Annotated in this window: 30 protein-coding genes; 22 read left to right on the forward strand and 8 right to left on the reverse strand. The window is 73.2% G+C overall.

Going from position 1 to position 25,607, the window contains the following annotated elements:
- Positions 1 to 5: 5 nt before the first annotated feature.
- Positions 6 to 437: a cupin domain-containing protein gene (locus AB0O21_RS17440; protein ID WP_365171967.1), complete on the reverse strand. Its 432-nt coding sequence runs from the start codon at positions 435 to 437 to the stop codon at positions 6 to 8.
- 471 nt (positions 438 to 908) lie between these two features.
- Between AB0O21_RS17440 and AB0O21_RS17445 the strand changes: the two genes are divergently transcribed.
- The 8 genes from AB0O21_RS17445 (at position 909) to AB0O21_RS17480 (ending at position 8,239) form a co-directional block, all read left to right on the forward strand.
- On the forward strand, positions 909 to 1,103 hold the full coding sequence (locus AB0O21_RS17445; RefSeq protein WP_053677094.1) for a hypothetical protein: 195 nt from the start codon (positions 909 to 911) through the stop codon (positions 1,101 to 1,103).
- Between the two features lie 22 nt (positions 1,104 to 1,125).
- A complete protein-coding gene (mshB, locus tag AB0O21_RS17450) occupies positions 1,126 to 2,022 on the forward strand; it encodes an N-acetyl-1-D-myo-inositol-2-amino-2-deoxy-alpha-D-glucopyranoside deacetylase (RefSeq protein ID WP_365171968.1) in 897 nt (298 codons plus the stop codon).
- A complete protein-coding gene (locus AB0O21_RS17455; RefSeq protein ID WP_365171969.1) occupies positions 2,019 to 2,402 on the forward strand; it encodes a DUF6113 family protein in 384 nt (127 codons plus the stop codon). The genes mshB and AB0O21_RS17455 overlap by 4 nt, the downstream gene beginning before the upstream one ends.
- Positions 2,403 to 2,717: 315 nt before the next feature.
- Positions 2,718 to 4,613: a peptidoglycan binding domain-containing protein gene (locus AB0O21_RS17460; RefSeq protein ID WP_365171970.1), complete on the forward strand. Its 1,896-nt coding sequence runs from the start codon at positions 2,718 to 2,720 to the stop codon at positions 4,611 to 4,613.
- A 147-nt stretch (positions 4,614 to 4,760) separates the two neighbouring features.
- Positions 4,761 to 5,696: an ABC transporter ATP-binding protein gene (locus tag AB0O21_RS17465; RefSeq protein WP_365171972.1), complete on the forward strand. Its 936-nt coding sequence runs from the start codon at positions 4,761 to 4,763 to the stop codon at positions 5,694 to 5,696.
- Entirely contained in the window at positions 5,693 to 6,433 is a 741-nt protein-coding gene (locus tag AB0O21_RS17470) for an ABC transporter permease (RefSeq protein ID WP_365171974.1), read from the forward strand. The genes AB0O21_RS17465 and AB0O21_RS17470 overlap by 4 nt, the downstream gene beginning before the upstream one ends.
- A gap of 4 nt (positions 6,434 to 6,437) precedes the next feature.
- A complete protein-coding gene (locus AB0O21_RS17475) occupies positions 6,438 to 7,625 on the forward strand; it encodes a sensor histidine kinase (protein ID WP_365171976.1) in 1,188 nt (395 codons plus the stop codon).
- The gene (locus tag AB0O21_RS17480) at positions 7,622 to 8,239 is read left to right on the forward strand and encodes a response regulator transcription factor (protein ID WP_365171978.1); all 618 of its coding nucleotides are present in this window, start codon (positions 7,622 to 7,624) and stop codon (positions 8,237 to 8,239) included. The genes AB0O21_RS17475 and AB0O21_RS17480 overlap by 4 nt, the downstream gene beginning before the upstream one ends.
- Before the next feature lie 341 nt (positions 8,240 to 8,580).
- Here AB0O21_RS17480 and AB0O21_RS17485 read toward each other — a convergent pair whose 3' ends face one another.
- Entirely contained in the window at positions 8,581 to 9,372 is a 792-nt protein-coding gene (locus AB0O21_RS17485; RefSeq protein WP_365171980.1) for a transglutaminase-like domain-containing protein, read from the reverse strand.
- Positions 9,369 to 10,361: a GNAT family N-acetyltransferase gene (locus AB0O21_RS17490; RefSeq protein WP_365171982.1), complete on the reverse strand. Its 993-nt coding sequence runs from the start codon at positions 10,359 to 10,361 to the stop codon at positions 9,369 to 9,371. The genes AB0O21_RS17485 and AB0O21_RS17490 overlap by 4 nt, the downstream gene beginning before the upstream one ends.
- Before the next feature lie 117 nt (positions 10,362 to 10,478).
- Between AB0O21_RS17490 and fdxA the strand changes: the two genes are divergently transcribed.
- Both fdxA and dapC read left to right on the forward strand, forming a co-directional pair.
- The gene (fdxA, locus tag AB0O21_RS17495) at positions 10,479 to 10,808 is read left to right on the forward strand and encodes a ferredoxin (protein WP_030868357.1); all 330 of its coding nucleotides are present in this window, start codon (positions 10,479 to 10,481) and stop codon (positions 10,806 to 10,808) included.
- A 106-nt stretch (positions 10,809 to 10,914) separates the two neighbouring features.
- Complete coding sequence (gene dapC, locus AB0O21_RS17500; RefSeq protein WP_365171984.1) at positions 10,915 to 12,012, forward strand: succinyldiaminopimelate transaminase; 1,098 nt, start codon at positions 10,915 to 10,917, stop codon at positions 12,010 to 12,012.
- Between the two features lie 87 nt (positions 12,013 to 12,099).
- Here the strand turns inward: dapC and AB0O21_RS17505 are convergent, their stop codons facing one another.
- Together AB0O21_RS17505 and AB0O21_RS17510 are read right to left on the reverse strand one after the other, a co-directional pair.
- The gene (locus tag AB0O21_RS17505) at positions 12,100 to 12,465 is read right to left on the reverse strand and encodes an ATP-binding protein (RefSeq protein ID WP_365171986.1); all 366 of its coding nucleotides are present in this window, start codon (positions 12,463 to 12,465) and stop codon (positions 12,100 to 12,102) included.
- A 310-nt stretch (positions 12,466 to 12,775) separates the two neighbouring features.
- The gene (locus AB0O21_RS17510; protein ID WP_365171988.1) at positions 12,776 to 13,735 is read right to left on the reverse strand and encodes a hypothetical protein; all 960 of its coding nucleotides are present in this window, start codon (positions 13,733 to 13,735) and stop codon (positions 12,776 to 12,778) included.
- An 86-nt stretch (positions 13,736 to 13,821) separates the two neighbouring features.
- Between AB0O21_RS17510 and dapE the strand changes: the two genes are divergently transcribed.
- Together dapE and AB0O21_RS17520 are read left to right on the forward strand one after the other, a co-directional pair.
- On the forward strand, positions 13,822 to 14,901 hold the full coding sequence (gene dapE / locus AB0O21_RS17515; protein ID WP_365171990.1) for a succinyl-diaminopimelate desuccinylase: 1,080 nt from the start codon (positions 13,822 to 13,824) through the stop codon (positions 14,899 to 14,901).
- A 64-nt stretch (positions 14,902 to 14,965) separates the two neighbouring features.
- Positions 14,966 to 15,724, forward strand: a complete 759-nt coding sequence (locus AB0O21_RS17520; protein ID WP_365171992.1) for a TIGR00730 family Rossman fold protein — start codon at positions 14,966 to 14,968, stop codon at positions 15,722 to 15,724.
- Between the two features lie 160 nt (positions 15,725 to 15,884).
- Here the strand turns inward: AB0O21_RS17520 and folP are convergent, their stop codons facing one another.
- Entirely contained in the window at positions 15,885 to 16,745 is an 861-nt protein-coding gene (gene folP / locus AB0O21_RS17525) for a dihydropteroate synthase (protein ID WP_365171994.1), read from the reverse strand.
- A 75-nt stretch (positions 16,746 to 16,820) separates the two neighbouring features.
- On the opposite strand from folP, the gene AB0O21_RS17530 reads away from it, so the two are divergent.
- From AB0O21_RS17530 to AB0O21_RS17540, 3 genes are read left to right on the forward strand one after another with little or no spacing between them, the layout of a single operon-like run.
- Positions 16,821 to 17,174 carry a DivIVA domain-containing protein gene (locus tag AB0O21_RS17530; protein WP_365171995.1) on the forward strand — a complete coding sequence of 118 codons (354 nt, stop codon included), beginning with the start codon at positions 16,821 to 16,823 and terminating at the stop codon, positions 17,172 to 17,174.
- On the forward strand, positions 17,171 to 17,749 hold the full coding sequence (locus AB0O21_RS17535; protein WP_365171997.1) for a DNA-3-methyladenine glycosylase I: 579 nt from the start codon (positions 17,171 to 17,173) through the stop codon (positions 17,747 to 17,749). The genes AB0O21_RS17530 and AB0O21_RS17535 overlap by 4 nt, the downstream gene beginning before the upstream one ends.
- Positions 17,750 to 17,782: 33 nt before the next feature.
- A complete protein-coding gene (locus tag AB0O21_RS17540) occupies positions 17,783 to 18,322 on the forward strand; it encodes an SMI1/KNR4 family protein (RefSeq protein WP_365171999.1) in 540 nt (179 codons plus the stop codon).
- Between the two features lie 43 nt (positions 18,323 to 18,365).
- Here AB0O21_RS17540 and AB0O21_RS17545 read toward each other — a convergent pair whose 3' ends face one another.
- Positions 18,366 to 19,169, reverse strand: coding sequence for an enoyl-CoA hydratase-related protein (locus AB0O21_RS17545; protein ID WP_365172001.1), 804 nt, complete (start codon positions 19,167 to 19,169; stop codon positions 18,366 to 18,368).
- A 322-nt stretch (positions 19,170 to 19,491) separates the two neighbouring features.
- Between AB0O21_RS17545 and AB0O21_RS17550 the strand changes: the two genes are divergently transcribed.
- Together AB0O21_RS17550 and AB0O21_RS17555 are read left to right on the forward strand one after the other, a co-directional pair.
- Complete coding sequence (locus tag AB0O21_RS17550; protein WP_003966491.1) at positions 19,492 to 19,659, forward strand: DUF3117 domain-containing protein; 168 nt, start codon at positions 19,492 to 19,494, stop codon at positions 19,657 to 19,659.
- A gap of 109 nt (positions 19,660 to 19,768) precedes the next feature.
- The gene (locus tag AB0O21_RS17555) at positions 19,769 to 20,386 is read left to right on the forward strand and encodes a hypothetical protein (RefSeq protein WP_365172003.1); all 618 of its coding nucleotides are present in this window, start codon (positions 19,769 to 19,771) and stop codon (positions 20,384 to 20,386) included.
- A 22-nt stretch (positions 20,387 to 20,408) separates the two neighbouring features.
- Here AB0O21_RS17555 and AB0O21_RS17560 read toward each other — a convergent pair whose 3' ends face one another.
- Positions 20,409 to 21,071, reverse strand: coding sequence for a class I SAM-dependent methyltransferase (locus AB0O21_RS17560; RefSeq protein ID WP_355414762.1), 663 nt, complete (start codon positions 21,069 to 21,071; stop codon positions 20,409 to 20,411).
- Between the two features lie 178 nt (positions 21,072 to 21,249).
- Here AB0O21_RS17560 and sigE point away from each other — a divergent pair, with 178 nt between their 5' ends.
- The 5 genes from sigE to AB0O21_RS17585 all read left to right on the forward strand — a co-directional run bounded on the left by sigE (position 21,250) and on the right by AB0O21_RS17585 (position 25,559).
- A complete protein-coding gene (gene sigE, locus AB0O21_RS17565; RefSeq protein ID WP_365172006.1) occupies positions 21,250 to 22,026 on the forward strand; it encodes an RNA polymerase sigma factor SigE in 777 nt (258 codons plus the stop codon).
- Entirely contained in the window at positions 22,023 to 22,718 is a 696-nt protein-coding gene (locus AB0O21_RS17570) for a zf-HC2 domain-containing protein (protein WP_365172008.1), read from the forward strand. Before sigE ends, AB0O21_RS17570 begins: the two co-directional genes overlap by 4 nt.
- Before the next feature lie 43 nt (positions 22,719 to 22,761).
- The gene (locus tag AB0O21_RS17575; RefSeq protein ID WP_365172010.1) at positions 22,762 to 24,138 is read left to right on the forward strand and encodes a trypsin-like peptidase domain-containing protein; all 1,377 of its coding nucleotides are present in this window, start codon (positions 22,762 to 22,764) and stop codon (positions 24,136 to 24,138) included.
- A 118-nt stretch (positions 24,139 to 24,256) separates the two neighbouring features.
- Positions 24,257 to 24,703 (forward strand): sec-independent translocase, encoded by a 447-nt coding sequence (locus tag AB0O21_RS17580; RefSeq protein ID WP_365172012.1) that lies wholly within the window; start codon positions 24,257 to 24,259, stop codon positions 24,701 to 24,703.
- 112 nt (positions 24,704 to 24,815) lie between these two features.
- Positions 24,816 to 25,559 carry a hypothetical protein gene (locus AB0O21_RS17585; RefSeq protein ID WP_365172014.1) on the forward strand — a complete coding sequence of 248 codons (744 nt, stop codon included), beginning with the start codon at positions 24,816 to 24,818 and terminating at the stop codon, positions 25,557 to 25,559.
- Positions 25,560 to 25,607: the final 48 nt, after the last annotated feature.

Here is a 25,607-nt window from a genome sequence, read left to right on the forward strand (position 1 = left end):
TGCGCTCAGCCGGCGCCGACCGGGAGCGTGCCGATGCGGGTCTCCAGCCAGTCGGGGAGGGCGAGCAGCTTCACGCCCTCCTGCTCGTCCGGGTCGGTGCGGGCCACCACGCACACCATGTCCTCGGCCCCCGTGTTCACCGGCAGGTGCGGGGTGTCCGGCGGGATGTAGAAGTAGTCGCCGGCTCCCAGCACGACGTGCTCGGCGAGCTCCTCCCCGTGCCAGACCTCGACCCGGCCGGACTCGACGAAGATGGCCGACTCGTGGCCCGCGTGCAGGTGCGGCCGGCCGCGGCTGCCCGCGGGCATCACCAGCCGGTGCAGGCACAGCCCGCGCGCCCCCACGGACTGGGCGCTGACACCCGCCCCGAACGTGCCGCCCTGGATTCCCTCGTAGCCGCCGGTCCGCACGACCGCGCAGCGCTGTTCCTCTGTCATGCCGGGCAGTACACCAGCGGTTGGATCACTCCAGGGGGCGCGTGGCCCGGCGCAGGGCGGCTGTTCGGGGCGCACGGCCGAGCGGATCCAGCCGAATGCGCCCCGCCGCGCCGCACGCCCGGGGGAGCGATCATTTCCGGCCACGCCCGGCCGGTCGGTGCGGGTGGGGAGCCCGTAGGCGCAACTCGCTTAACACGGGGGCAACTTGACCGTTTCTGCCCCGAGATCTGGGGCATGCAGCCTGTGTGACGTGCGGCCGTGCGGGTGCCGACAGCCGGCCGGAGGGGCGAAGAGGCTCTCCGGCCGGCCTTCCATGTGACCCAGCCCATGCGCGGCGTGCGCCCCTCGTGCTGCCGGAATTCGATCGATGCGCTGGTACGGATAGTTATGATCCGTAGCGGACGGTGGGTATGACTCCTGCCGAGTACGAACGCACTTACCGATGTCCGCTCGACGTGGAGGTGAACCGCCGTGGCACTCTCGATCTCGGCCGTGGTGCTGCTGGCGATCGTCGTCTTCCTGCTGGTCCGCCGGTCGGGCCTGAAGGCGGGACACGCGGTGGTCTGCGTACTGCTCGGCTTCTACCTGGCGAGCTCCACCATCGCCCCGACCCTCAGCCAGCTCACGTCCAACGTGGCGAGCATGATCAGTGGCCTCAAGTTCTGAGGTTCCCTCGTAGGGTGGGCCCATGAACGGTCTTCCCGCCCGTCGGCTGCTCCTCGTGCACGCGCACCCGGACGACGAGTCGATCAACAACGGCGTCACCATGGCCAAGTACGCGGCCGAGGGCGCCCACGTCACCCTGGTGACCTGCACCCTCGGCGAGGAGGGTGAGGTCATCCCGCCCGGCCTCGCCCACCTGGCGGCCGACCGCGACGACACCCTGGGCGCCCACCGCGTCGGCGAGCTCGCCGACGCCATGGCGGAACTCGGCGTCACCGACCACCGGTTCCTCGGCGGCCCCGGCCGCTTCCGGGACTCCGGGATGATGGGCGTCCCGCAGAACGACCGCCCCGGGGCCTTCTGGTCCGCCGACGTGGACGAGGCCGCCGCCTACCTCGTCGAGGTGATCCGCGAGGTGCGCCCGCAGGTGCTCGTCACCTACGACCCGGACGGCGGGTACGGGCACCCCGACCACATCCAGGCCCACCGGGTCGCCACCCGCGCCGCCGAGCTGGCCGCGGAGGGTGCCTACCGGCGCGACCTCGGCGCGCCGCACCGGATCGCGAAGGTCTACTGGAACCGCGTCCCGCTCTCGGTGGTCGAGGCGGGCTTCGCCGAACTGCGCGCCGCCGGAGCCGAGTCGCCCTTCCCGGGGATCGCGTCCCCGCAGGACGTACCCGGGGTGGTCCCCGACGAGCGGATCACCGCCGAGATCGAGGCCCCCAAGGACCTCGTGGAGGCGAAGGCGGCCGCGATGCGCGCCCACGCGACCCAGATCGCCGTGGACGGGCCCTTCTTCGCCCTCTCCAACGACCTGGCCCAGCCGCTGTTCATCCGCGAGTACTACGAACTCGTCGCGGGCGAGCCGGGAGCCCCGGCCGGCGAGCGCGAGCACGACCTGTTCGCGGGGGTCGGGGCATGACCGCGGCGCTGACCTCGGGACGGATCGCCGGCTGCCTGGGCCTGCTGGTCCTCGGCGTGCTGGCCGGCCTGGCCGGCTGGCTGGTGGTGGACCTGTGGTTCCCCGGCGGACTGGTGCTCGCGCTGCTGGCCGTCTTCGGACTGTTCTTCGGCGGCCGCATCGCCCTCGGGGTCGGGCTCGGGGTGGGCGGGGCCGCGGTCGGCTGGTTCCTCTCGTACGTGATGCTCGGTGTCCCGCGCCCCGAGGGCGACTTCCTGCTGAGTTCGTCCGGAATCGGCACGTACGCCTACCTTTTGGGTGGAACGGTCCTTGCTGTGATCTGCGCCACGATGCGCGACCCGGCGCAGGGGTCGGTTCCGGCCGGACGGCCCGTCAAGTGACGTGGGGTCGGACTCCGTAGAGGGCTCCGCGGAGGGGCGTACGGGGGGCTCGCGGGGCGCCCGAGGGGCGTTCGGCGGGGGCTCCGCGGAACCACTGAATCCCGGCGGTCAGTTGCGCCCGGGCGGCGGCCAGTATGGTGGACGGGCCGCCGAGCTGCCCGCGCACGGTATGACGGGCGGCGGAGCCAACCGGGAGAACCTGCCTTGAGTCGTGAAACCGACAGTTCGTCCTCCGGGCCCAAGCGGTCCGGTGGAGCCGCCTACCCCTCGGGTACGCCGCCGTATGGAACCGGCCAGTCCCCGGAGGAGAACCCTGTGACTTCGAACCCGTCCACGCCCGATTCCGACGGACCCAAGACCGAGACCACGCTGACGACCCGGATCCGGATCAACATCCCGGGTTCGCGGCCGATCCCGCCCGTGGTCGTGCGCAAGCCGGTGGGCCCCGGCTCCGGTTCGGAGGACACCGGACCGCAGCAGCAGACGCCCGACCCCGCGCCGCCGCGCACCCCGGGGGCCCCGCAGGCCCCGAGGGCCGGCCAGCCGGCCCTCCCGCCGCGGCCGAAGCCGCAGCCGACCCGGATCGAGGCCGAGCCGGAGCCCGCCGCCGAACCCGCCGAGACGGCCAGCAACTGGTTCGCCCCCCGCAAGGCGCCCGCCCCGCAGGCCGCCCCCGCGCCCGCACCGCAGCCGGCCCAGCTGCCGTCCCGGCCCGCCGGGGCCTCGGCCCCCGGCCCGATGGCGCCGCACGCGCCCGTCCCGCCGGCCGCGGGCATGCCGGCCCCGGCCATGCCGGGCGCGGGCATGCCGGGCGGCGGCTACGCGCAGCCGCCCGCGCCTCCCGCCGCGCCCGGTCCGGACCTGCGCAACGGCTTCGCCCCGGCCCAACCGGTGCCCGGCGTCGGCGGCCCGCTGCCGGGCGCGCCCCTGCCGGGCGTCCCCGCACCCGGCGCCCCGATGCCCAGCGCCCCGATGCCCGGCGCTTCCCTGCCCGGAGCCCCCGCGCCCGGCGCGTCCATGCCCGGCGCTCCGATGCCCGGGGACTTCACCCCCGCCGGCCCCACCGCCGGACCCGGCTTCGGCAGCGGCCCCGTGCCCGGCCTCCTCGGCGGCCCCGGCGTCGGCGAGCCGCCCCGCTGGCCCGGCCCCGGCCTGGACACCCCGTCCCCGGTGCGCGAACGGGCCTCCACCCCGGCCCTCCCCCGCCCCGTGCCCGGCCAGAGCCAGGCGAAGCCCACGCCGGCGCCGGCGAAGCCCGCCCCCGCCAAGAAGAAGGGCCGCTCCAAGGTGGTCCTGCTCGGCGGCGCGGTCGTCGCCCTGTTCGGCGTGGCCTACGGCGCGGGCCTGCTCCTGAACCACTCCGACGTCCCCAAGGGCACCACCGTCCTCGGCGCCGACATCAGCGGCAGCCGCGACGAGGCCGTGGCCAAGCTCCAGACGGCCTTCGGTACCCGCGCCACCGCCCCGCTCCAGGTCAGCGTCGGCGGCAAGCAGGTCGAGCTGAAGCCCGAGAAGGCCGGCCTGAGCCTCGACAGCCAGACCACCGTCCGCAACGCGGCGGGCAGCGACTACAACCCCATCACCGTCATCGGCTCGCTCCTCGGCAACGAGCGCGTCGCCGAGCCGGTGATGCCGGTCGACGAGGAGAAGCTCCGGGTAGCCCTCCAGGAGATCGCCGCCACCTCCGGCACCGCCACCGAGGCGACGATCAAGTTCGACACGGGCAAGGCCGTGGCCGTCCCCGGAAAGCCCGGAACCGCGCTCGACGTCGACGCCTCCGTCGCCCTCGTCGCCAAGGCCTTCCACGACATGGTCGCCAGTGGCAATGCGACCGCCCCCGAGCTGCCCGTCACCACCAAGGCGCCGACCATCGACCAGGCCGAGATCGACCGGGCGATGAAGGAGTTCGCGGAGCCCGCGATGTCCGCCAACGCCATCGTGAAGGTGGGCGCCAAGTCCATCGCCTTCGGCCCCAAGTCCCTGCCCAAGATCCTCAGCATGCAGCCCGTGGACGGCCACCTCGTCGAGAAGTTCGACCTCGACGCGCTCAAGGCCACGTACGGGAACACCTTCGACGGGGTCCTGATCACCCGGGGCACCGGCGACAAGACCGCCGTCACCCCGCAGGACGTGGCCGGCGCCCTCACCAAGGCCCTGCGCGGCAAGACCACCGCCGAGCGCACCGTGGTCATCGACACCAACGCAAGCTAGGCAGACACCCGCTCGCGACCGCGACCGCGCCCCCGCCCCGGATCCCGGGACGGGGGCGCCGTCACGTCCACGGCATGACATCCGTCATCCGGCGCTCACGACGGTCGACACTGCCGCGCGGCACCCCGTACCGGCGAAGCTCGACACATGACGACGACCGCGACACGCACCGCGCAGCCCGCCACCGACACCGTGGTGAGCTTCGAGAACGTGACCAAGAGCTACGGCACGGTCCGGGCGGTCGACGGCCTCTCCCTCGCGCTCCACCCGGGCGAGACCGTCGCGCTCCTCGGCCCCAACGGCGCCGGCAAGTCCACCACCCTCGACCTCCTCCTCGGCCTGCGACCGGCCGACTCCGGCTCCGTCCGGATCTTCGGCAGCACCCCGCGCGAGGCCGTGGCCGCCGGCCGGGTCGGCGCGATGCTCCAGAGCGGCGGCCTGATGGAGGAGGTGACCGTACGGGAGATCGTGGCGCTCGGCTGCGCCCTGCACCCCCGGCCGCACCCCGTCGACCAGGTGCTCTCCCGGGCCGGCATCGACAAGATCGCCGGCCGCAAGGTCGACAAGCTCTCCGGCGGCCAGGAGCAGCGGGTGCGCTTCGCGCTCGCCACGGTCGGCGACAGCGACCTCATCGTCCTCGACGAGCCGACCACCGGCATGGACGTCACCTCCCGCCAGGCCTTCTGGGCCACCATGCGGGAACAGGCCGACCAGGGCCGCGCCGTCCTCTTCGCCACGCACTACCTGGAAGAGGCCGACGCGATCGCCGACCGCGTGATCGTCCTCTCCAAGGGCCGGGTGCTCGCCGACGGCACCGCCGCCGAGATCAAGGCGAAGGCCGGCGCCCGGAAGATCTCCTTCGACCTGACCGGCCCCGCCGACACCGCGGCCCTGCGCGCGCTGCCGTTCCTGTCGTCCTTCGAACAGCACGGCGACACCGTACGGATCCAGTCGCGCGACGCCGACGCGACCGTCCACGCCCTGTACGCGCTGGGGCTCTACCCCCGCAATCTGGAGGTCGCGGGCCTCGGCCTGGAACAGGCCTTCATCGCCCTCACCGAGGCCGAGGAGGCCGCGAAGTGAACGCCTTGATCAAGCTGGAGATCGTCCGCGCCCTGCGCAACAAGAAGTACCTGTTCTTCACCATCCTCTATCCGGCCGCCCTGTTCCTGATGCTCGGCGGCACCCTCGACGGCACCACCAAGGTCATGGGCACCGAACTGACCATGCCCGCCTTCTACATGGTCGCCATGGCCTCCTTCGGCGCCCTGACCGCCGTCCTGATGGGCAACAGCGAGCGCATCGCCAAGGAACGCGAGAAGGGCTGGGTCCGCCAGCTGCGGCTGACCCCCCTCCCCGGCCGCGGCTACGTCCTCGCCAAGACCGCCGGCGCCGGAGTGCTCTCGCTCCCGGCGATCCTGGTCGTCTTCGCGGTCGCGGCGGGCGTGAAGGCCGTACGGTTCGACGCCTGGCAGTGGTTCGCCCTCACCGGGGCGATCTGGGCCGGCAGCCTCGTCTTCGCGGCGCTCGGCGTCGCCCTCGGGTACCTCGTCAGCGGGGACAGCGTCCGCCCCCTCACCATGCTGGTCTACTTCGGCCTGTCGATCCTCGGCGGCCTGTGGATGCCCACCGCGAACTTCCCGCAGTGGCTCCAGAGCATCGCCGACTGGCTCCCCACCCACGCCTACGCCGCCCTCGGCCAGGCCATCGAGCTCGGCGGCGCACCCCAGGCCAAGGACGTGGCGATCCTCGCGGTGTACTTCGTACTGTTCACCGGTGCGGCCGCCTGGCTGTACCGCAAGGACTCCCTGAAGGCGTGACGCCGTGGCTGTGACGAAGGACGACGAGGCCGCCCCCGGCGTCGGGATCGGCGTGAAGCCGCTGACCCTGCGCCAGCAGCTGGTGAAGGCCGCCTGGATCGGCATCTGGCTCTTCTACCTGAGCGCGCCCGTCACCGACCTGATCAGCGGCGGGCACGCCACCGGGCCCAGGATCCTCGGCGCGCTGGGCCTGGTGGCCTTCGTCGCCTGGTACCTGGTGCTCGTCTTCCGCACCGTCCGGCAGATGGCGGTGGCGCGGGTCCTGGTCTCCCTGGCCGTGCTCGCCGCGCAGGCCACCGTCCTGTCCCTGACCCTGGGCCGCGAATGGCTCGTGCTCTTCGTGTACGTGGCCATCTCCTCGGGCGCCGCGCTCCCCGCGCGGGTCGCCCGCTGGACGGTCCCGGGAGCGGCCGCTCTGATGACGGCCGTGGCCCTCGCGGTGCCCGGCGGGACCGCCTACCTGGCGGGCCTGCTGATCCCCGCCCTGATGGGCGGCTTCGCGATGATCGGCGTCGGCGCGATGATCCGCACCACCATCGAACTGCGCCAGGCGCGGGCCACGGTGGCGCAGCTCGCCGCCAACGAGGAACGCCTGCGGATGGCCCGCGACCTGCACGACCTGCTCGGCCACTCGCTGTCCCTGATCACGCTCAAGAGCGAGCTGGCCGGGCGGATGCTGCCGGGGCAGCCGGAGGCGGCCGCCCAGCAGGTCGCGGACATCGAGCGGGTCAGCCGGCAGGCGCTGGTCGACGTACGCGAGGCCGTCAGCGGCTACCGGCGGCCCACCCTGCCCGGCGAACTCGCGGGCGCGCGGACCGCGCTGGCCGCCGCCGGGGTGGTGGCGGTGCTCCCCCTCGGGGACCCGGTGGACCTGCCCGGGGAACTGACCGAGGAACAGGAGTCCGCCCTGGCCTGGTCGCTGCGCGAGGCGGTCACGAACGTGGTCCGGCACAGCGGTGCGAAGCGGTGCGCGGTCACCCTGGGAACGGCGCAGACCCTGGAGGGGCCGGTGGCGGAACTGACGGTGCGGGACGACGGCTCGGGGGGCCCGAGCAGCCCCGGCAACGGCCTCACGGGCCTGACGGAACGCCTGGAGGCCGTCGGCGGCAGCCTGTCCGCGGGCCCGGCGGGACCGGCCGGGAAAACGGGCTTCCGCCTGGTCGCCCGGGTCCCCCTAGGATCGCGGTCATGAGCCCACGCCCCATCCGCATCCTGCTGGCGGAGGACCAGTCGATGGTCCGCGAGGCCCTTGCCGCGCTGCTCGGGCTGGAGCCGGACATCGAGGTGCTCGCCCAGGTCGCCCGCGGCGACGAGGTGGTGGCGGCGGCCCGCGCGCACGACGTGAACGTGGCGCTGCTGGACATCGAGATGCCGGGGATGACGGGCATCGAGGCGGCGGCGGCCCTGCGGGCGGCCCTCCCGTCGATCCGGATCGTCGTCCTGACCACCTTCGGCCGCCCCGGCTACCTGCGCGGCGCGATGGAGGCGGGCGCCTCCGCCTTCCTGGTCAAGGACGCGCCGGCCGCGCAGCTGGCGGCGGCCGTCCGCAAGGTCCTGGAGGGGGAGCGGGTCATCGACCCCACCCTGGCGGCGGCGGCCCTCGCGGAGGGCGCGAACCCGCTCACCGAGCGCGAACGGGAGGTCCTGCGGGCGGCCGAATCCGGTGCGACGAACGCGGAGCTGGCGGCCGGGCTGCACCTCTCGCAGGGCACGGTCCGCAACTACCTCTCGACGGCCATCCAAAAACTGGCGGCCCGCAACCGCGCCGAGGCGGTCCGCACGGCCCGCGAAAAGGGCTGGCTCTAGCCGCACCCGCCCCCTGGGGCTCCGCCCCAGACCCCGCGCCTCAAACGCCGGCGGGGCTGGATTTTCGCCCGGCGGCATTGGATTTTCGCCCGGCGGCACCGGAATTGCGCGGCGGGCGATCCAGCCGCACATGGCGGCCTACGGGAGCGAATCCAGCCCCTCCGGCGTTTGAGGAGCGGGTCTGGGCGGAGCCCAGGGTGCCGCGCAGCGGCATCTCAGCCCCGCCGGCGTTTGAGGCGCGGGGTCTGGGGCGGAGCCCCCCACGCGGCGGAGCCGCATATCGGTACTGCGGGAAGGGGCGGGGTGGGGGAAGGCCCCGCGCAGCGGAACCGGCGGGCCGGTCAGTTCAGCAAGGCGCGCGCCGCCGCGGCCTCGGCCCGTATCCTCGCCGCGGCATCGGCGTCGATCACGGACACCACCTCCGCGTACGCCTCCAGCTCGGCCGCCCCCTCCTGGAAGGAGCCCCGCTCAACCAGCAGCCGCGCCCGGTCGTACCGCAGCGCCGCCGGATGCGACGGCAGCAGCAGCGACAGCTCGAGCGCCCACAGGGCGACCCCCGAGTGCTCGGGGCGGGCCGACGCCCACGCCCGGATGTTGTTCAGGATGCGCAGCACGATGTCCAGCGTGCGGGCCGCCTCCCGCGGCCCCGAGGCCAGCTCCGCCGGGCCCGCGCCCAGCGACGCGCCGCCCGCGAACGGGTCGACGACGACACCCTCCTCCGGGTCGCCGAAGCCCACCACGAAGTGCCCCGGCAGCCCCAGCCCGTACACCGGCGCCCCCGCCCGCCGGGCGACCTCCAGCCACACCACCGACAACAGGATCGGCAGGCCGCGGCGGCGCCGCAGCACCTCGTGCAGGAGCGAGGACGACAGCCGGTCGTAGTCGGCCGGGGTGCCGTGGAAGCCGAGCCGGCCGCCCAGCAGCTCCGTGACCGCCGAGGCCCACTCCCGCGCGCCCCGCAGCCCGTACGGCAGCATCCCGGCGAGCCGGTCCAGTTCGATCTGCGCCCAGTCCATGACGCGTTCGTCGAGGTCCGGGTCCGCCTCCGCCGCCAGCAGCAGGCACAGCACCGCCAGGTCCGGCCGCTCCGCCCGCGCCTCCGCCGCGAACTGCTCCCGCCAGGAGGACGTCACGACACCGCCCGGAAACGGTAGTGGTGGTACGCGTGGTGCGTCGCGAAGCCGAGGCGGTCGTACAGCGCCAGCGCCTCCGCATTGTCCGTCTCCACCTGGAGCCACGCCGCCGACGCGCCCTCCTCCAGGGCTTTGCGGGCCAGCGCGGCCATCACGGCCGTCGCCAGGCCCTCCCGGCGGTGCTCCGGATCGACCGTGACCGCCGCGAAACCGGCCCACCGCCCGTCGACCACCAGCCGGCCGATGGCCCGGCCGTCCGGCAGCGCCGCGAACCACACCGACGGCCCCTCGACCAGCATCCGGCGCGCCAGGTCCGGGTCGGCGACCTTGCCGTAGAGCCCGAGCCACGCCTCGTCCGGGACACGGGTCAGACGTACGGCATCGGCGGCGGGCGCCTCGACGTCGGCCACGGGGGCCAGCGCCCCGATCCGTACCTCCGCCGACACCTCGGACACCCAGCCCCGGCGCTCCAGCTCCGCGCACAGCAGCTCCTGCGTGCCGGCGGCCCCCGTCGCGGTCTGCACATAGGCCGGAAGCCCTCGTTGCGCGTACCAGGAGGTCACTCGCGCGAGTGCATCGTCCAGCGGTATCCCCGGGTCGCCGAGCGGCAGCACGGAATTGGCGCGCCGGGTGAAACCGGCGGCGGCCCGCAGCGTCCACTCGCCCAGGGGCTCGCTCTCCAGCGGCTGCCAGGCGCGCGCCGAGACCCGCGCAAGCTCCTCGAAGGAGGCCGCCGGACCCCGCCTGCGGGCGGGCGCCGGGGGCACCACCTTGCCCGCGACCAGCGAGGATTCCGCGATGCGGACGGATTGGCCGTTCTTTCGTGTGATCAGCAGCACACCTTGGTCCCAGGATGTGAGAACACCTACCGTGTCGGTGAACTCGGGTGATCCACTCAGTGCGCCCTCCACCCGTCGTACAGAGACTCGTTTACCCACGTCAGCCGGGGTGATGCGAACCTCCAGCAGTCCGCCCGCAGTGAATTCCACAGCTCTGTCCGCCCCTCCTGTTCGGATCGTGCCCGGGAACGGAGATACTAGGTGCGGGCATCGACGACGCCGCGCTCCCGCGCGATATGGACAGCCCTACCGAGGAGGAACGAGAGCGTGACCTACGTCATCGCGGAGCCTTGTGTCGACGTCAAGGACAAGGCATGCATCGAAGAGTGCCCCGTCGACTGCATCTACGAGGGCCAGCGGTCCTTGTACATCCACCCGGACGAGTGCGTCGACTGTGGCGCGTGTGAGCCGGTCTGCCCGGTCGAGGCCATCTTCTACGAGGACGACACCCCGGAGGAGTGGAAGGACTACTACAAGGCGAACGTCGAGTTCTTCGACGAGCTCGGTTCGCCCGGTGGTGCCTCCAAGCTGGGCCTGATCGAGCGCGATCACCCCTTCATCGCGGCGCTTCCCGCCGACATCAACCCTTCTCACTGAGGGTTCACGGCACGAGCGCCACTCGGTCCCGTACGGCCAGCCGCCGGACGGGACCGAGGTGTTTCCCGACCTTCGCGTCCAGCACCCAGAGAGAGCAGAGACCACCGTGGCCGCAGTATCCGACCGTCTTCCCGCCTTCCCCTGGGACAAGCTGGAGCCCTACAAGGCCACGGCGGCGGCCCACGCTGACGGCATCGTCGACCTGTCGGTCGGCACCCCCGTGGACCCGGTCCCGGAGCTGATCCAGCAGGCCCTGATCGGCGCCGCCGACTCCCCGGGCTACCCGACCGTGTGGGGCACGCCCGCCCTGCGCGACGCGATCACCGGCTGGCTGCGCGGCCGCCTCGGCGCGAGCGCGGCCGGCCACCGCAACGTCCTGCCGGTCGTCGGCTCCAAGGAGCTGGTGGCCTGGCTGCCGACCCAGCTGGGCCTCGGGGCAGGCGACAAGGTCGCCTACCCGCGGCTCGCCTACCCGACGTACGAGGTCGGCGCCCGGCTGTGCGGCGCCGAAGCCGTCGTCTACGACGACCCGACCGAGCTCGACCCGGCCGGCGTGAAGCTGCTGTGGCTCAACTCCCCGTCCAACCCCACCGGGAAGGTCCTCGCCAAGGAGGAGCTCATCCGGATCGTGGCCTGGGCGCGCGAGCACGGGATCCTGATCTTCAGCGACGAGTGCTACCTGGAGCTGGGCTGGGAGGCCGAGCCCGTCTCCGTCCTCCACGACGAGGTCTGCGGCGGCTCGTACGAGGGCATCGTCGCCGTCCACTCCCTGTCCAAGCGCTCCAACCTGGCCGGCTACCGGGCGGCCTTCATCGCCGGTGACGCGGCGGTCCTCGGCGAGCTGCTGGAGATCCGCAAGCACGGCGGCATGATGACCCCGGCGCCCGTGCAGGCCGCCACGGTGGCCGCGCTCGGCGACGACGCGCACGTCGAGGAGCAGCGCGTGCGCTACGCGGCCCGCCGCGCGGCGCTGCGCACGGCCTTGGAGCAGCACGGTTTCCGGGTCGAGCACAGCGAGGCCAGCCTGTACCTGTGGGTGACCCGGGACGAGCCCTGCTGGGACACCGTCGCCCACCTCGCGCAGCTGGGCATCCTGGTCGCGCCCGGCGACTTCTACGGCGAGGCGGGCGCGAACTTCGTGCGCGTCGCCTTCACCGCCACCGACGAGCGGGTCGAGGCGGCGGTCAAGCGCCTCGCGGGCTGAGCCCGCGCCGGATCCGTCCGTACATGCCCGAAGGGGCCGGGAGTTCGTGCTCCCGGCCCCTTCGGCGGTCCTGCGGTCGTACGCAGATCAGCCGAGCGGCAGCCCGGTCGGCAGGCCACCCGGCAGCCCGGCCGGAAGCCCACCCGGCAGGCCCCCGGGCAGCGAGCCCAGCTCCTGCGCGCCCGGTACGGGCAGCCCGCCGAGCAGGCCGCCCGGCTTGGCGACCGCGTCGGCGCCCGGGACGGCCTGGCCGGCCGTGTCCGCGGCCGCGGAGGCGGTGTCCGCGGCCGTCGCGGCGGCGTCGGCGGTGTCCGGGGCGGTCAGGGCGCCCAGCTGCTGCACGGGCTCCAGGCCGGCGGCACTGGCCGCGCCGGCCGCACCGACCACGGGCGCTGTCCCGGCTGCGACGAGCAGCGCGGCACGGGCGATCCGACGGGTCAGGGGGAGGGACATGATGCTCCTAAGCGGTAGCGGCTGAGTACGCCGTGTACAACCGCTCGGGGGGCGGGAGGAGTTGCGGAGCCGCCGGGTAAAGGATCAGTAACGCATCGTTTAATCCGCTTCCGCGAAAAGCCCATTGAATGCGCGCCGACCAGCACTTCTGTCGGTGCCGAGGGGCACCGGCCCGACCGCGGGGTCACCCCCGCAGGGGTGACCCTTCGCACGCGTGACCGGCCCCGGAGGTCACCGGCCGGCGGGCCGTCCGGCACCGGCCCCGGGGGTTACGGGCTGACCGGCCAGTGGGTCGTGCGGGTCACCGCGCTCAGCGGGCCACGAAGATCCGGACCTCGCCCGGGCCCGCGCCCAGCGGGTCGCCGGCCCCCGACTTGACCGGGGCCCTGTCGACCCAGCGGCCCTTGTTCTCGCCCGCGAGCCACGCCTTGCCGTCGTAGGCCACGCGCGAGATGTTGAGCTCGGCGGCGTTCGCGACCGCCCAGTGCGCGAGCTCCCAGCCGCGCTGCCGGTTGACCGCGCCGCTCTTGTCCGCCACCGGCACGGTGGCCTCGTTCGAGTCCACCTGCCCCGAGCGGCCCAGCGAGGACGCCGGCCCGAGCATCGGCGCCGCCTTGCCCTTGAACACCCGGGTCAGCTCCGCCTTCACCTTCTCCGGATCGCCGGACCCGGGCCGCGGGGCGGGACCGGTACAGGTCAGCGTCCCCGGCGCGGCGCCCGTGAACGCCGCCGAGAGCAGCGTCGCGTCCGGCTCGTGCTTCGCGTACGCCTGCGGGAAGCCGCTGAGCTGGACCTGCTGCGCGGCCTCGGTCAGCGGCAGCCGCGCCCACCCCCTGACCTCCTTGAGACGGTCGTAGAAGATTCCGGCCGAATACACCGGGTCCTGGATCTGCGCCGGCGTTCCCCAGCCCTGCGAGGGCCGCTGCTGGAACAGGCCGAGCGAGTCCCGGTCGCCGTGGTCCAGGTTCCGCAGCGCCGACTCCTGCATCGCGGTGGCTATCGCTATCGTCACCGCCCGCTCGGGCATCGGCTTGCCCGTGCCCACGACCGCGATCGTCGCCGCGTTCCCGGCCTGCTCGGGGGTCATCGAGTACGAACCGCCCGCACCGCCGCCGGCGGCGCGGACCGTGCAGTGCGGCGCACCCTGGCCCCCGGTCGAGTCCTGCTTGGCCGCGAAGTAACCGATCACCGCGAGCAGGACGAGCAGGCCGGCGGCGGTGCGCAGCAGGCGGCGGTGGCGACGGGGGCGGGGATGATCGCTCTTGGACACGCGGCCCACCGTACTTGAGCCAGATGACGCGTCCACCGGCCGGACGTGGAAGGTTCGCCACAGCCCGGGGCGTTAGGGTCGGGGGCATGTCCGAATCCGAGCTGGACCTCACCCTGGACGCCGCCGAGCTGACCGCCCGGCTCGTCGACATTCCGTCCGTGAGCGGCGACGAGAAGGTGCTCGCCGACCTCGTGGAACACGCGCTGCGCGCCCTTCCGCACCTCACCGTGGACCGTTTCGGAAACAACGTCGTGGCCCGTACGCACCTCGGCCGCGCCGAACGCGTCGTACTCGCCGGCCACCTCGACACCGTGCCGATCGCCGACAACGTCCCGTCCCGCCTCGACGAGAACGACGTCCTGTGGGGCTGCGGCACCACCGACATGAAGTCCGGTGTCGCCGTACAGCTGCGCATCGCGGCCACCGTGCCCGAGCCGAACCGCGACCTCACCTTCGTCTTCTACGACCAGGAAGAGGTCGCCGCCGACCTCAACGGCCTGGGCAAGGTCGCCGAGGCCCACCCCGACTGGCTGACCGGCGACTTCGCGGTGCTCCTCGAGCCCTCCAACGCCGAGGTCGAGGGCGGCTGCCAGGGCACCCTGCGGGTACTGCTGCGCACGACGGGCGAGCGCGCCCACTCCGCCCGCAGCTGGATGGGCTCCAACGCCATCCACACCGCGAGCCCGATCCTGGCGAAGCTGGCGGCGTACGAGCCCCGCAGGCCGGTCATCGACGGACTGGAGTACCACGAGGGCCTCAACGCGGTCCGCATCGAGGGCGGCGTCGCCAACAACGTCATCCCCGACGCCTGCACGGTGACGGTCAACTTCCGCTACGCCCCGGACCGCAGCGAGGCCGACGCCCTCGCCCACGTCCGGGAGGTCTTCGCGGACTGCGACATCGCCGAGTTCGTGGTCGACGACTCCTCCCCGGGCGCCCTGCCCGGCCTCTCCCACCCGGCCGCCGCGGCCTTCATGGAGGCCGTCGGAGGACACGCCATGCCGAAGTTCGGGTGGACGGACGTCTCCCGCTTCAGCGCGCTGGGCGTCCCGGCGGTCAACTACGGCCCGGGCGACGCGCTGCTGGCCCACAAGGTCGACGAGCGCGTGGAGACGAAGGCGATCCTGCACTGCGAGGAACGACTCCGTGCCTGGCTGACCGCCTGAATTCCGCTTCCCGTCACCTTCGTGCGCCTACCCTGATCCAACGATCAGCAGGAGGGAGCACATCATGGGCAACCCCGAGAATTCCGCCCGTCGTCGGCCCGAGGAGCAGCAGCTCGGGCCGGTGCTGAGGAGGCGGAGCCAGATCAAGGCGGGCAGCACGACCGACCAGCGGCTGCTGGACTCGGCCGGGCCCTCCGAGTGGGTGCACACCGATCCCTGGCGGGTCCTGCGCATCCAGTCGGAGTTCATCGAGGGCTTCGGCACGCTCGCCGAGCTGCCGCCCGCGATCAGCGTGTTCGGCTCCGCCCGCACCGCGGCGGGCACCCCCGAGTACGAGGCGGGCGTACGGATCGGCAGCGCGCTGGTCGACGCCGGCTTCGCGGTGATCACCGGCGGCGGGCCGGGCGCGATGGAAGCGGCCAACAAGGGCGCCCGCGAGGCCAACGGCATCTCGGTCGGCCTGGGCATCGAGCTGCCCTTCGAGCAGGGCCTGAACCAGCACGTCGACCTCGGGCTGAACTTCCGGTACTTCTTCGTCCGCAAGACGATGTTCGTGAAGTACAGCCAGGGCTTCGTCGTCCTGCCGGGCGGTCTCGGCACGCTGGACGAGCTGTTCGAGGCGCTGACCCTGGTCCAGACGCAGAAGATCACCCGCTTCCCGATCGTGCTGTTCGGCACGGAGTACTGGAGCGGCCTGGTCGACTGGCTGCGGGGCACGGTGATCGCCCAGGGCAAGGCGTCGGAGAAGGACCTCTACCTCTTCCACGTCACGGACGACGTGGACGAGGCGATCGCCTTGGTCACGAAGGAAGTCGGCAAGTAGCCTCCGGCGGCCAGGCCCCCTCCAGCCCCGCCGGCGTTTGAGGCGCGGGGTCTGGGGCGGAGCCCCGGTTTCGGGAAGGGGCGGGGGTGGGCGACAGGCCCCGCGCAGCGGCCCCACTCCCGCGCCCCGAGGGGCCAGGGCCGCCGGGGCCGGGCGCGCGTCAGGCCAGGCCGCGGCGGGCGACCGCCGGGGGTCGGTGGCCCTGGATCGAGGCGACCATGTCCAGGATCTGCCGGGTCTCGGCGACTTCGTGGACGCGGTAGACCTGCGCGCCCAGCCAGGCCGAGACGGCCGTCGTGGCGAGGGTCCCCAACAGGCGTTCCTTGACCGGGCGGTCGAGGGTCTCGCCGACGAAGTCCTTGTTGGAGAGGGAGACCAGCACCGGCCAGCCCGTCGCGGTCATCTCGCCCAGGCGGCGGGTGGCTTCCAGCGAGTGGCGGGTGTTCTTCCCGAAGTCGTGCCCCGGGTCGATCATGATCGCGTCCCGGCGGACGCCGAGCGAGGCGGCCCGTTCGGCGAGGCCGACCGTGACCTCCAGGATGTCGGCCATGACGTCCTCGTACTCCGTCCGGTGCGGCCGGGTGCGCGGCTCCACCCCGCCCGCGTGGGTGCAGACCAGCCCGGCGCCGTAGCGCGCGGCGACCTCCGCCAGCTTGGGGTCCACCCCGCCCCACGCGTCGTTCAGTACGTCGGCGCCGGCCTCGCACACGGCCTCGCCGACCTCGTGCCGCCAGGTGTCCACGCTGATCACCACGTCGGGGTGGCGGCGCCGCACCTCGGCGACGAAGCCGACCGTGCGCCGCGCCTCCTCGGCCGCGTCCACGTGCTCGCCCGGGCCCGCCTTGACCCCGCCGATGTCGATGATGGCGGCGCCCTCGGCGACCGCCTGCTCGACGCGGTCCAGGGCCGGCTCGTCGAGGAAGGTCGCGCCCTGGTCGTAGAAGGAGTCCGGGGTCCGGTTCACGATGGCCATGATCACCGGCTCGTGGGTGTCGAACTCGCGCCTGCCCAGTCGCAGCATCCTGCTCTTTCCTCCTTCGGCGGCCCCCCCGCCTCATCTGCGACCTTAACCTGGTGGTCGGAGTCTCTCAGGGGAGTGATCGTGTTCTTCTTCTTGATGATCGCGCTGGTCGTGGTCGTGGCAGCGGTCACCCTGGCGGTGATCGGCGGAGGCTCGGAGGCCGTCCTGCCGGAAGCGGAGCCGGACCGGGTCGCCGACGGGCTGCCGGAGACCCGGCCCGTCGTACGGGCGGACATCGACGCGCTGCGGCTGCCCGTCGCGCCGCGCGGGTACCGGATGGCCGAGGTGGACGACGTACTGGAGCGGCTGGCGGCGGAGCTGGCGGAGCGTGACGCGCGGATCGCGCAGCTGACGGCCCATGTCGCGGCCGAACCGCAGGACGCGGTACCGGCCGACCACGTCGACCTCACGAAGCACGGCGAGCGATGAGCGTCGCCGTCGCGGGCCCGGACGGGGCGCTGCGCTGTCCGTGGGCCCTGTCGACGCAGGACTACGTCTCCTACCACGACACCGAGTGGGGCCGCCCGGTCCACGGTGACGACGCGCTGTACGAGCGGCTCTGCCTGGAGGCCTTCCAGTCGGGGCTGTCGTGGATCACGATCCTGCGGCGGCGCGAGGGCTTCCGTACGGCCTTCGCCTCGTTCGAGATCGCGGCGGTCGCGGAGTTCGGGCCGGCGGACGCGGAGCGCCTGCTCGCAGACGAGGGGATCATCCGCAACCGGGCCAAGATCGAGGCGACCCTGGCCAACGCGAAGGTGCTCGCCGGGTGGGAGCCGGGCGAGCTGGACCGGCTGATCTGGTCGCACGCCCCGCAGAAGCCCGGCCCCGCCCCGCGGACGCTCACCGACGTCCCGGCGGTCACGCCCGAGTCCACCGCGCTGGCCAAGGCGCTGAAGAAGGCCGGCATCCGCTTCGTCGGCCCCACCACGGCCTACGCCCTGATGCAGGCCTGCGGCCTGGTCAACGACCACCTGGCGGACTGCGCCTCCCGCGACCCCGCCTGATCCGGCCCGGCGGGCCGCTGGTATCCAGGCCGTATGGACAACGATCACGCCCGCCCCGGCGACCTGGCCGCGCTGCGGACCGCCTTCGCCGCGGGCGCGCCGGCGCTCGGCTGGGACGCCGTACGCGCCTTCGAGGAGGAGCACGCGATCGTGCTCCCCGAGCCGTACCGGACGTGCGTCGCGGAGATCTGCGACGGCTTCCCGGCCGGACCGCCGCACTACGGGCTGCTGCCCCTGGCGGCCATGCCGCTCGACTGGGGGCACGGCCGCCCCGAGCGGGTGCTCGCCGAGCCCTTCCCGCTGACGGAGGCGTGGCCCTGGGAGGACGACGAGGGCGGGCCCGACGACGAGGGGGTCGAGGAGTTCGAGGCGCGGCTCGCCCCCGTCTTCGACCACGGCTCGATCGTGCTCGGCACCGACGGCTGCGGCATGTACTGGCACCTCGTCGTCACCGGAGCGCACCGAGGGCACCTCTGGCTCATCAGCGGTGAGGGGGCCCTGCCCTTCGACGGCGGGTTCGCCGAATGGGTCGGGTACTGGGCCGCCGGACGGGACTGGTTCGACGCCTGGTGAGGCGGCGGGCCGGGGGCGCACGGCCCCCGGCCCGCCGGAACCGCTAGCGGCCCAGGTAGTTCGGCGGCTGCTTCGCGAGGAAGGCCTGGACGGCGATGGAGTGGTCCTCGGAGGCTCCCGCCCGGGTCTGCAGGACGTCCTCGTGCTCCAGGGACTCGGCGAGGGAGTGCGAGGCTCCGTAGGCCAGGGACTCCTTCAGCGCGGCGTACGCGACGGTCGGGCCGGCGGCCAGGGCGCGGGCCACGGCCTCGGCCTCGGCGCGCAGGGAGTCCGCGGGCACCAGCCGGTTGGCGATGCCGAGGTCGAACGCCTCCTGGGCCTTCACCGAGCGCGGGAAGAGCAGCAGGTCCGAGGCGCGGGAGGCGCCGATCAGGCGGGGGAGGGTCCACGAGACCCCGGAGTCGGCGGTCAGCGCCACCCCGGCGAACGAGGTGTTGAAGGAGGCCGTGTCGGCGACGACCCGGAAGTCCGCCGCCAGCGCGAAGCCGAAGCCGGCCCCGGCCGCGACGCCGTTCACCCCGGCCACCACGGGCTTGGGCATCTCGGTGAGGGCGCGGACGATCGGGTTGTAGTGCTCCGCGACCGTGCTCATGGTCAGCGAGGTGCCGCTCTCGCGGTCCGAGGCGAGGTTTCCGATGTGCTCCTTGAGGTCCTGGCCCACGCAGAAGGCCCGGTCGCCGGCCGCGGTCAGCAGGACGGCCCGCACGGCGGTGTCGGCGGCCGCAGCCCGGACCGCGTCGCGCAGGGCGACCTTGGCCTCGGTGTTCATGGCGTTCATCGCGTCCGGGCGGTTGATCGTGACGGTCGCGAGTCCGTCGGTCACTTCATAGAGCACGCTGTCGGCCATGGCAGGGGGTCCCCCTTCGTCGCGGGCTTGGCTACCGGCCGGTACCGGCCGGTGCAAGGGTCAGCATGGCGGACGGGGCGGCGCGCGCACATGTGATGTGCGTCAAAGAAAGCGCACCGCGCGAGGGCGAAGTATCGCAGGCGGGTCCCCGAAATGAGTGGTTTTGGCCGAGCGCGTTGCCGAAGCGTTCACCGGCGATGTTGGTCATCGGGTCCTGACATGCGGGATAATGGCCGGGAAGCAATGTGTTCGATGCCGGGTACTAGGCGCCTGAATGGGGCCGTCGGCTGACGATGAACTGGTTTCAGGAAGGGGAACGAGCATGGCGGCCATGAAGCCGCGGACGGGCGACGGCCCGCTCGAGGTCACCAAGGAGGGGCGGGGCATCGTCATGCGCGTACCGCTCGAGGGCGGTGGTCGGCTTGTCGTCGAGCTGACCCCGGACGAGGCGGACGCCCTGGGTGACGCCCTGAAGAAGGTCGTCGGCTGACCCGTCGGCACCAACTGCATTCTGAGTTCTCCGCGCTGCCCCGGCCGCTCATCACGATGAGCGGCCGGGGCAGCGCTGTGTCCAGGACCGTGACCGCCGGAGTCGTGCCGTGACGTTTTCCCCGCCCGCCCCGCCCGCCTTCGCGGACTGCACCCCCCGCCAGAAGGCGGCCCGGATCCTCACCGACGCGCTGGCGCCGGCGAACCTGGTCGTGGGCCTGCTCCTGCTGATCGGCCGGCGCAGCACCGGGTCCTGGAACGGACTCGGCTGGGGGCTGCTCGGCGCCCTGTTCTGCGGGGTGGTCCCGGTCGGGATCATCGTGTTCGGGGTGCGGCGCGGGGCACTGACCGACCAGCACATACGGGTGCGGCGCCAGCGGATGGCCCCGATGGCGCTGAGCCTGGTCTCGGTCGCCGCCGGGATCACGCTGCTGTACGGGTTCGGCGCGCCGGCGGACGTCTTCGCGCTCGTCGTCGCGATGCTCGTCGGCCTGGGCTCCTCCCTGCTGGTGACGGCCGGCTGGCAGATATCCATCCACATGTCGGTGGCCGGCGGCACCGTGATGATCCTGCTGCTCGCCTTCGGGCCGCCGGTGCTGCCCGCGGCCCTGCTCGCGGCCGCCGTCGGCTGGTCGCGGCTGGTGCTGAAGGCGCACACCCCGGCCCAGGTCCTCGCGGGGACCGCGCTGGGCGGCACGGCGGCCCTGGCCTTCGCCCTGCTGCGCTGACGGCCCGTCCGGGCCTACTCGTTCAGCGGCGCACGGCGCACAGCAGCCCGTCGCCCACCGGGAGCAGCGCCGCCTCCAGCGCCGGGCTCTCCCGGACGCTGCGCAGCAGCTCGCGGACGCGGAGCACCTCCACGGGCTGGGCCGCGGAGTCGACCGTACGGCCGTCGGAGAAGACCCCCTCGAAGCACACCAGTCCGCCCGGGCGCAGCAGGCGCAACGATTCAGCGAGGTAGTCGAGGGACTCGGCCGGGTCCCCGTCGCAGAAGACGAGGTCGTACCCGCCGTCGGCGAGGCGGGGCAGTACGTCGAGGGCGCGGCCGGGGATGAAGCGGGCGCGGTTGCCCGCGAAGCCGGCGGCGCGGAAGGCCTGGCGGGCGAAGGCCTGCCGGTCCGGTTCGGGATCCACCGTGGTCAGCACGCCGTCGGGGCGCATGCCGTGGAGCAGGTGGATGCCGGAAACGCCCGTTCCGGTGCCGATCTCGGCGACCGCCTTGGCGTCCGCGGTGGCGGCCAGCAGGCGCAGCGCGGCCCCGGTACCGGGGGAGACGGAGCGCAGGCCCGCTTCCCTGGACCGGTCGCGGGCCCACCGCAGAGCGTCGTCCTCGGCGACAAACGCGTCGGCGAACGCCCAGCTCGTCTGCCGGTTGCCGGTAATGACCCTCTCCTGTCCCCATAGTTGGCGCAACGGTGACTGTATCCGTTGGCGTCGGGAACCCGCAGATGGGACCGGGCGTTGTGAAGGGTGGAGACGGGATCAGAAGGGACGGTGCCGGGCAGATCGACAGCCGGGACCGCTCTGTGACCTAAGACCCGCGTAAAGATACTGCAAAAAGGCTTATCCGGAGCTGACAGAGGGGGTGGCTATGGTAGGGACTCCGCTGGACACCACCAGAGCCGACAGGGGAGGTGCGGCTGCGCCTGTGGATCGTGGGGGCGTGCTCAGACGCCTCTTCTGGTCGGCCGGCGAGCCGAAATCCGTGACCTACATTGCTGACAGCTTCCACACCGCCACCGCAACCACCGCGACCTTTGCCGCCGATGCGGGCTCCCAGGCGTGGACCCCTCCCTCATGGGAGGAGATCGTCAGCACGCACAGCGCGCGGGTCTACCGCCTTGCCTACCGTCTGACGGGCAACCAGCACGATGCCGAGGACCTGACCCAGGAGGTCTTCGTCCGCGTCTTCCGCTCGCTGTCCACGTACACGCCGGGCACCTTCGAGGGCTGGCTGCACCGCATCACCACGAACCTCTTCCTGGACATGGTCCGCCGCAAGCAGCGGATCCGCTTCGACGCCCTCGCCGACGACGCGGCCGAGCGGCTGCCGAGCCGCGAGCCGTCCCCGCAGCAGGTGCTGCACGACACCCACTTCGACGCGGACGTCCAGCAGGCGCTCGACACCCTCGCGCCCGAGTTCCGCGCGGCCGTGGTGCTGTGCGACATCGAAGGCCTGTCGTACGAGGAGATCGCCGCCACCCTCGGCGTGAAGCTCGGCACCGTGCGCAGCCGCATCCACCGGGGCCGTTCGCACCTGCGCAAGGCGCTCAAGCACCGGTCCCCCGAGGCCCGCGCGGAGCAGCGCGCGCTGGCGGGGGTGGCGGTGGGCGCGCCGGGCGCCGGGGGAGAGGGCGGAGCCGAGTGAGCGGAGTCAGTCCGTCCCCCGCCGAACAGCACCTGGGCGACCGGCTCGCCGCCCTGGTGGACGGGGAGCTGAACCACGACGCCCGCGAGCGGGTGCTGGCCCACCTGGCCACCTGCGCCAAGTGCAAGGCCGAGGCCGACGCGCAGCGCCGGCTCAAGAGCATGTTCGTGGAGAGCGCGCCGCCGCCGCTGTCCGCGGGGCTGCTGGCGCGGTTGCAGGGGCTGCCGGGCGGCGGTCCCGACGGCGGCCCCATGGGACCCGCCGGTCCGGGGGGCGGCGCCGGTCCCGCGGCCGATGAGGCGGCCGATCCCTTCGGCTCGTTCGCGTACGCCCTGGCGCCCGCGGCCCTCCCGCCGCAGCAGCAGGGCTTCCGGATCCATGAAGTCGGCCGTCCGCGCCGCCGGTTCGCCTACGTCGCGGCGGGAGCCGTGTCGCTGGCCGCGCTCGCCCTGGGCGGTGCGCTGCCGATGGAGATCGCCGAGCCGAACGTGCGGGGCGAACAGCCCGTCCCCGCCTCCCGGCCCGGCCCGGTGGTCTCCGTGGCCGATGCCTCGGTCCGTGACAGGCAGGTCCGTGACAGGGAGCCGGCGCCCCCCATGGGCCCGACCCTCCTGTCGACCCTGGCGACCCCGCTGCCGCCACTGCACCCCACCCCGCCGGGTACACCGCGTCCGGTCTCCCTGCTGCGCTGAGCCTGGACCTGGTTGAATCTGCGGCACATGCGCACACAAGCGCATGGGTACGCGGGGAGCGCCCATGGCCGACAGGCAGCAGACCGAACCGGCTCCGTCGTGGTGGAGCCGGCCCGAGGGCGCGGCCGGCGGCCGCGAAGGGGTCCCGGCCCCCAGGCCCGCGGGCGGGTCCGAGGAGGGCCCCGAGCGCGAACCTGAAGACGGGCCCGAGGCCGGGGCCGCGGACGCGGGTGGCCGGGAGCCGGAGCCGGAGCCGGCCGTCGGGGTCCGGTACGACCCCTGGGGCGCCCAGCCGCTCCAGGTCGTGGACCGCGGCCGGGAGGGGCGCGGCTTCCGGCTCTGGCAGGTGGTGGCCCTCAGCGTGGGCACCGCCCTGCTCGCGGGCGGTATCGGCGGCTACCTCGGGGTGCTCGCGGAGCGGCAGAGCAGCATCCGGCTGGAGCTGCCCCAGGCGGGGATCGCGGACAAGGGCCGGGCGCCCGACAGCGTGGCCGGGATCGCGGCGACCGCGCTGCCCGGGGTGGTGACCCTGCACGTGCGGGGCGAGAAGGGCGGCGGCACGGGCACCGGCTTCGTACTCGACCAGCAGGGCCACATCCTGACCAACAACCACGTGGTCGCCGACGCCAAGGAGATAGCGGTCACCTTCAGCACCGGCGAGAGCGTCACTGCCGAGCTGGTCGGCCGCGACTCCGGATACGACCTGGCCGTGGTCAAGGTCAGCGGGGTGCGCGGGCTCCAGCCGCTGAGCCTCGGCAACTCCGAGAACGTACGGGTCGGCGACCCGGTGGTGGCCATCGGCGCCCCCTTCGACCTGTCCAACACGGTCACCGCGGGCATCATCAGCGCCACCGGCCGGCCCGTCACCGCGGGCGGCGACAAGGGCGACGGCAGCGACATCAGCTACGTCGACGCCCTCCAGACCGACGCCCCCATCAACCCGGGCAACTCCGGCGGCCCCCTCCTCGACGCCAAGGCCCACGTGGTCGGCATCAACAGCGCGATCCGGGGCGCCGACAAGGATGACCCCGACCGGCAGGGCGGCTCCATCGGCCTCGGCTTCGCCATCCCCATCAACCAGGGCAAGCGCGTCGCCGAGGAACTCATCCGCACCGGCCGCGCCACGCACCCCGTGATCGGCGTCACCCTCGACATGGAGTACACGGGCGACGGAGCCCGGGTCGGGGACAAGGCCGAGGACGGCAAGCCGTCCGTGGTCTCCGGCGGGCCCGGCGCGCGCGCCGGGATCAAGGCCGGCGACGTGATCACCAAGGTGGACGGGCAGCGCGTACGCGGCGGCGACGAGCTCATCGTCAAGATCAGGGCCCACCGCCCGGGCGACCGGCTGACCCTGACCGTGCTCCGCGACGGCCAGGAGCGCACGCTGGACGTCGTCCTGGGATCGGCGAACGGCTCATGAGCGCCGCGTGACGGCTGGGTGAAACCGGTACCGGGCGGGCACGCGGGTATGGGCCTGCGGAGAAGGCCGGGTACCGTGTGTCGGGGCCCGCAGTGACAGAGAGCCGAGGAGCGGCAAGGTGTTCAACGACATAGGCGCACTCGAACTGGTCACGATCGTGGTGCTCGCCATCCTCGTCTTCGGTCCGGAGAAGCTGCCCAAGGTCATCCAGGACGTCTCCGGGGTCATCCGGAAGATCCGCGCGTTCTCCGACAGCGCCAAGCAGGACATCCGCTCCGAACTCGGCCCGGAGTTCAAGGACTTCGAGTTCGAGGACCTGAACCCGAAGACCTTCATCCGCAAGCAGCTGACGGAGAACGAGGACCTCAAGGAGATCCGCAGCAGCTTCGACCTCCGCAAGGAGCTGAACGACGTCACCGACGCCGTCAACGGCAAGGAGGCCGACGCGCCGGCCGCATCCGCGGACGGCGCCGCCACGCCCGCCGGCACCGGCCCGGACCTGCTGAAGAAGCCCGCCGCCCCCGCCGTCGACCAGCGCGCCCGCTTCGACGCCGACGCCACCTGAGTCTCCGCCTGCCCGACGATCCCGGGTCCGGTGGCTATCCTCCATCTGTCCGGATGTAGGACGCCCGAGGGGGGCGGGCCGTTCCGGACCCCACGGAACGAGAGGCCGCCCCATGGAGACGACGAGCAGTAGCCGGGTAGGTGCGCAGACCGCAGAGGCGCTCGCGCCCGCGCCCGCCCCCGCCGCCGAACCCGCGCAGGATGCGCAGACCGCCCCGCAACAGCCGCCGCAGCCGCAGGAGGCCGCCGCGCCCGTTCCGGCGGCCCGCCGGACCGCCGAGGGCTACCTGAGGGCCGACTTCCCCTGGTACGGGCTGGACGGGGCCTTCAGCGGCCCCCGCTGGCTCATGCAGGTCGGCACCGGCGCCGACGGCACCGTGGAGCACGGCTCCACCGGCCACGGCGACGAACCGTCCGCACGGGGCGAGATCGCCACCGGCGAGAAGGAGCGCTTCGCGGTGGTCGTCACCGTCGCGAGCAACCCGCTGCGCCGCAGCGGAGACGGCACGGGCGTGCTGGAGGCCACCTCGGTCTCCTCGGCCGCCTGGCTGGCCGGCTCCGGGCTGCTGGCCTACAGCTGGCCGGGCCAGATGGACCACGCTCTGCGCAACGACTGGCTCGACCAGCAGACCGAGGCCGCGTGGGAGCTCGCCGACGACCTGGGCGGGGACGACTGGTCGACGCTGTCGCTGCCGGTGGACGGGGAGCCTACGCCGTTCCACTACCGCGAGTCGGAGTTCGGGTGGGTGCTGGCCGGGTCCACCCGGGGTGGTGTCCATCTGGGCGCGTACGGGCGGGGGATGAGCGCGTACGGGCTCGGGTTCTCGGTGATCGACGACTTCGGCGCGTACGAGTAGGTCCGGGTTACGGGCACGGGTAAGCGGAAGGGCACCGCCTGGCGGCGG

The organism is Streptomyces sp. NPDC091371, from assembly GCF_040684275.1.
Classification (GTDB): Bacteria; Actinomycetota; Actinomycetes; order Streptomycetales; family Streptomycetaceae; genus Streptomyces.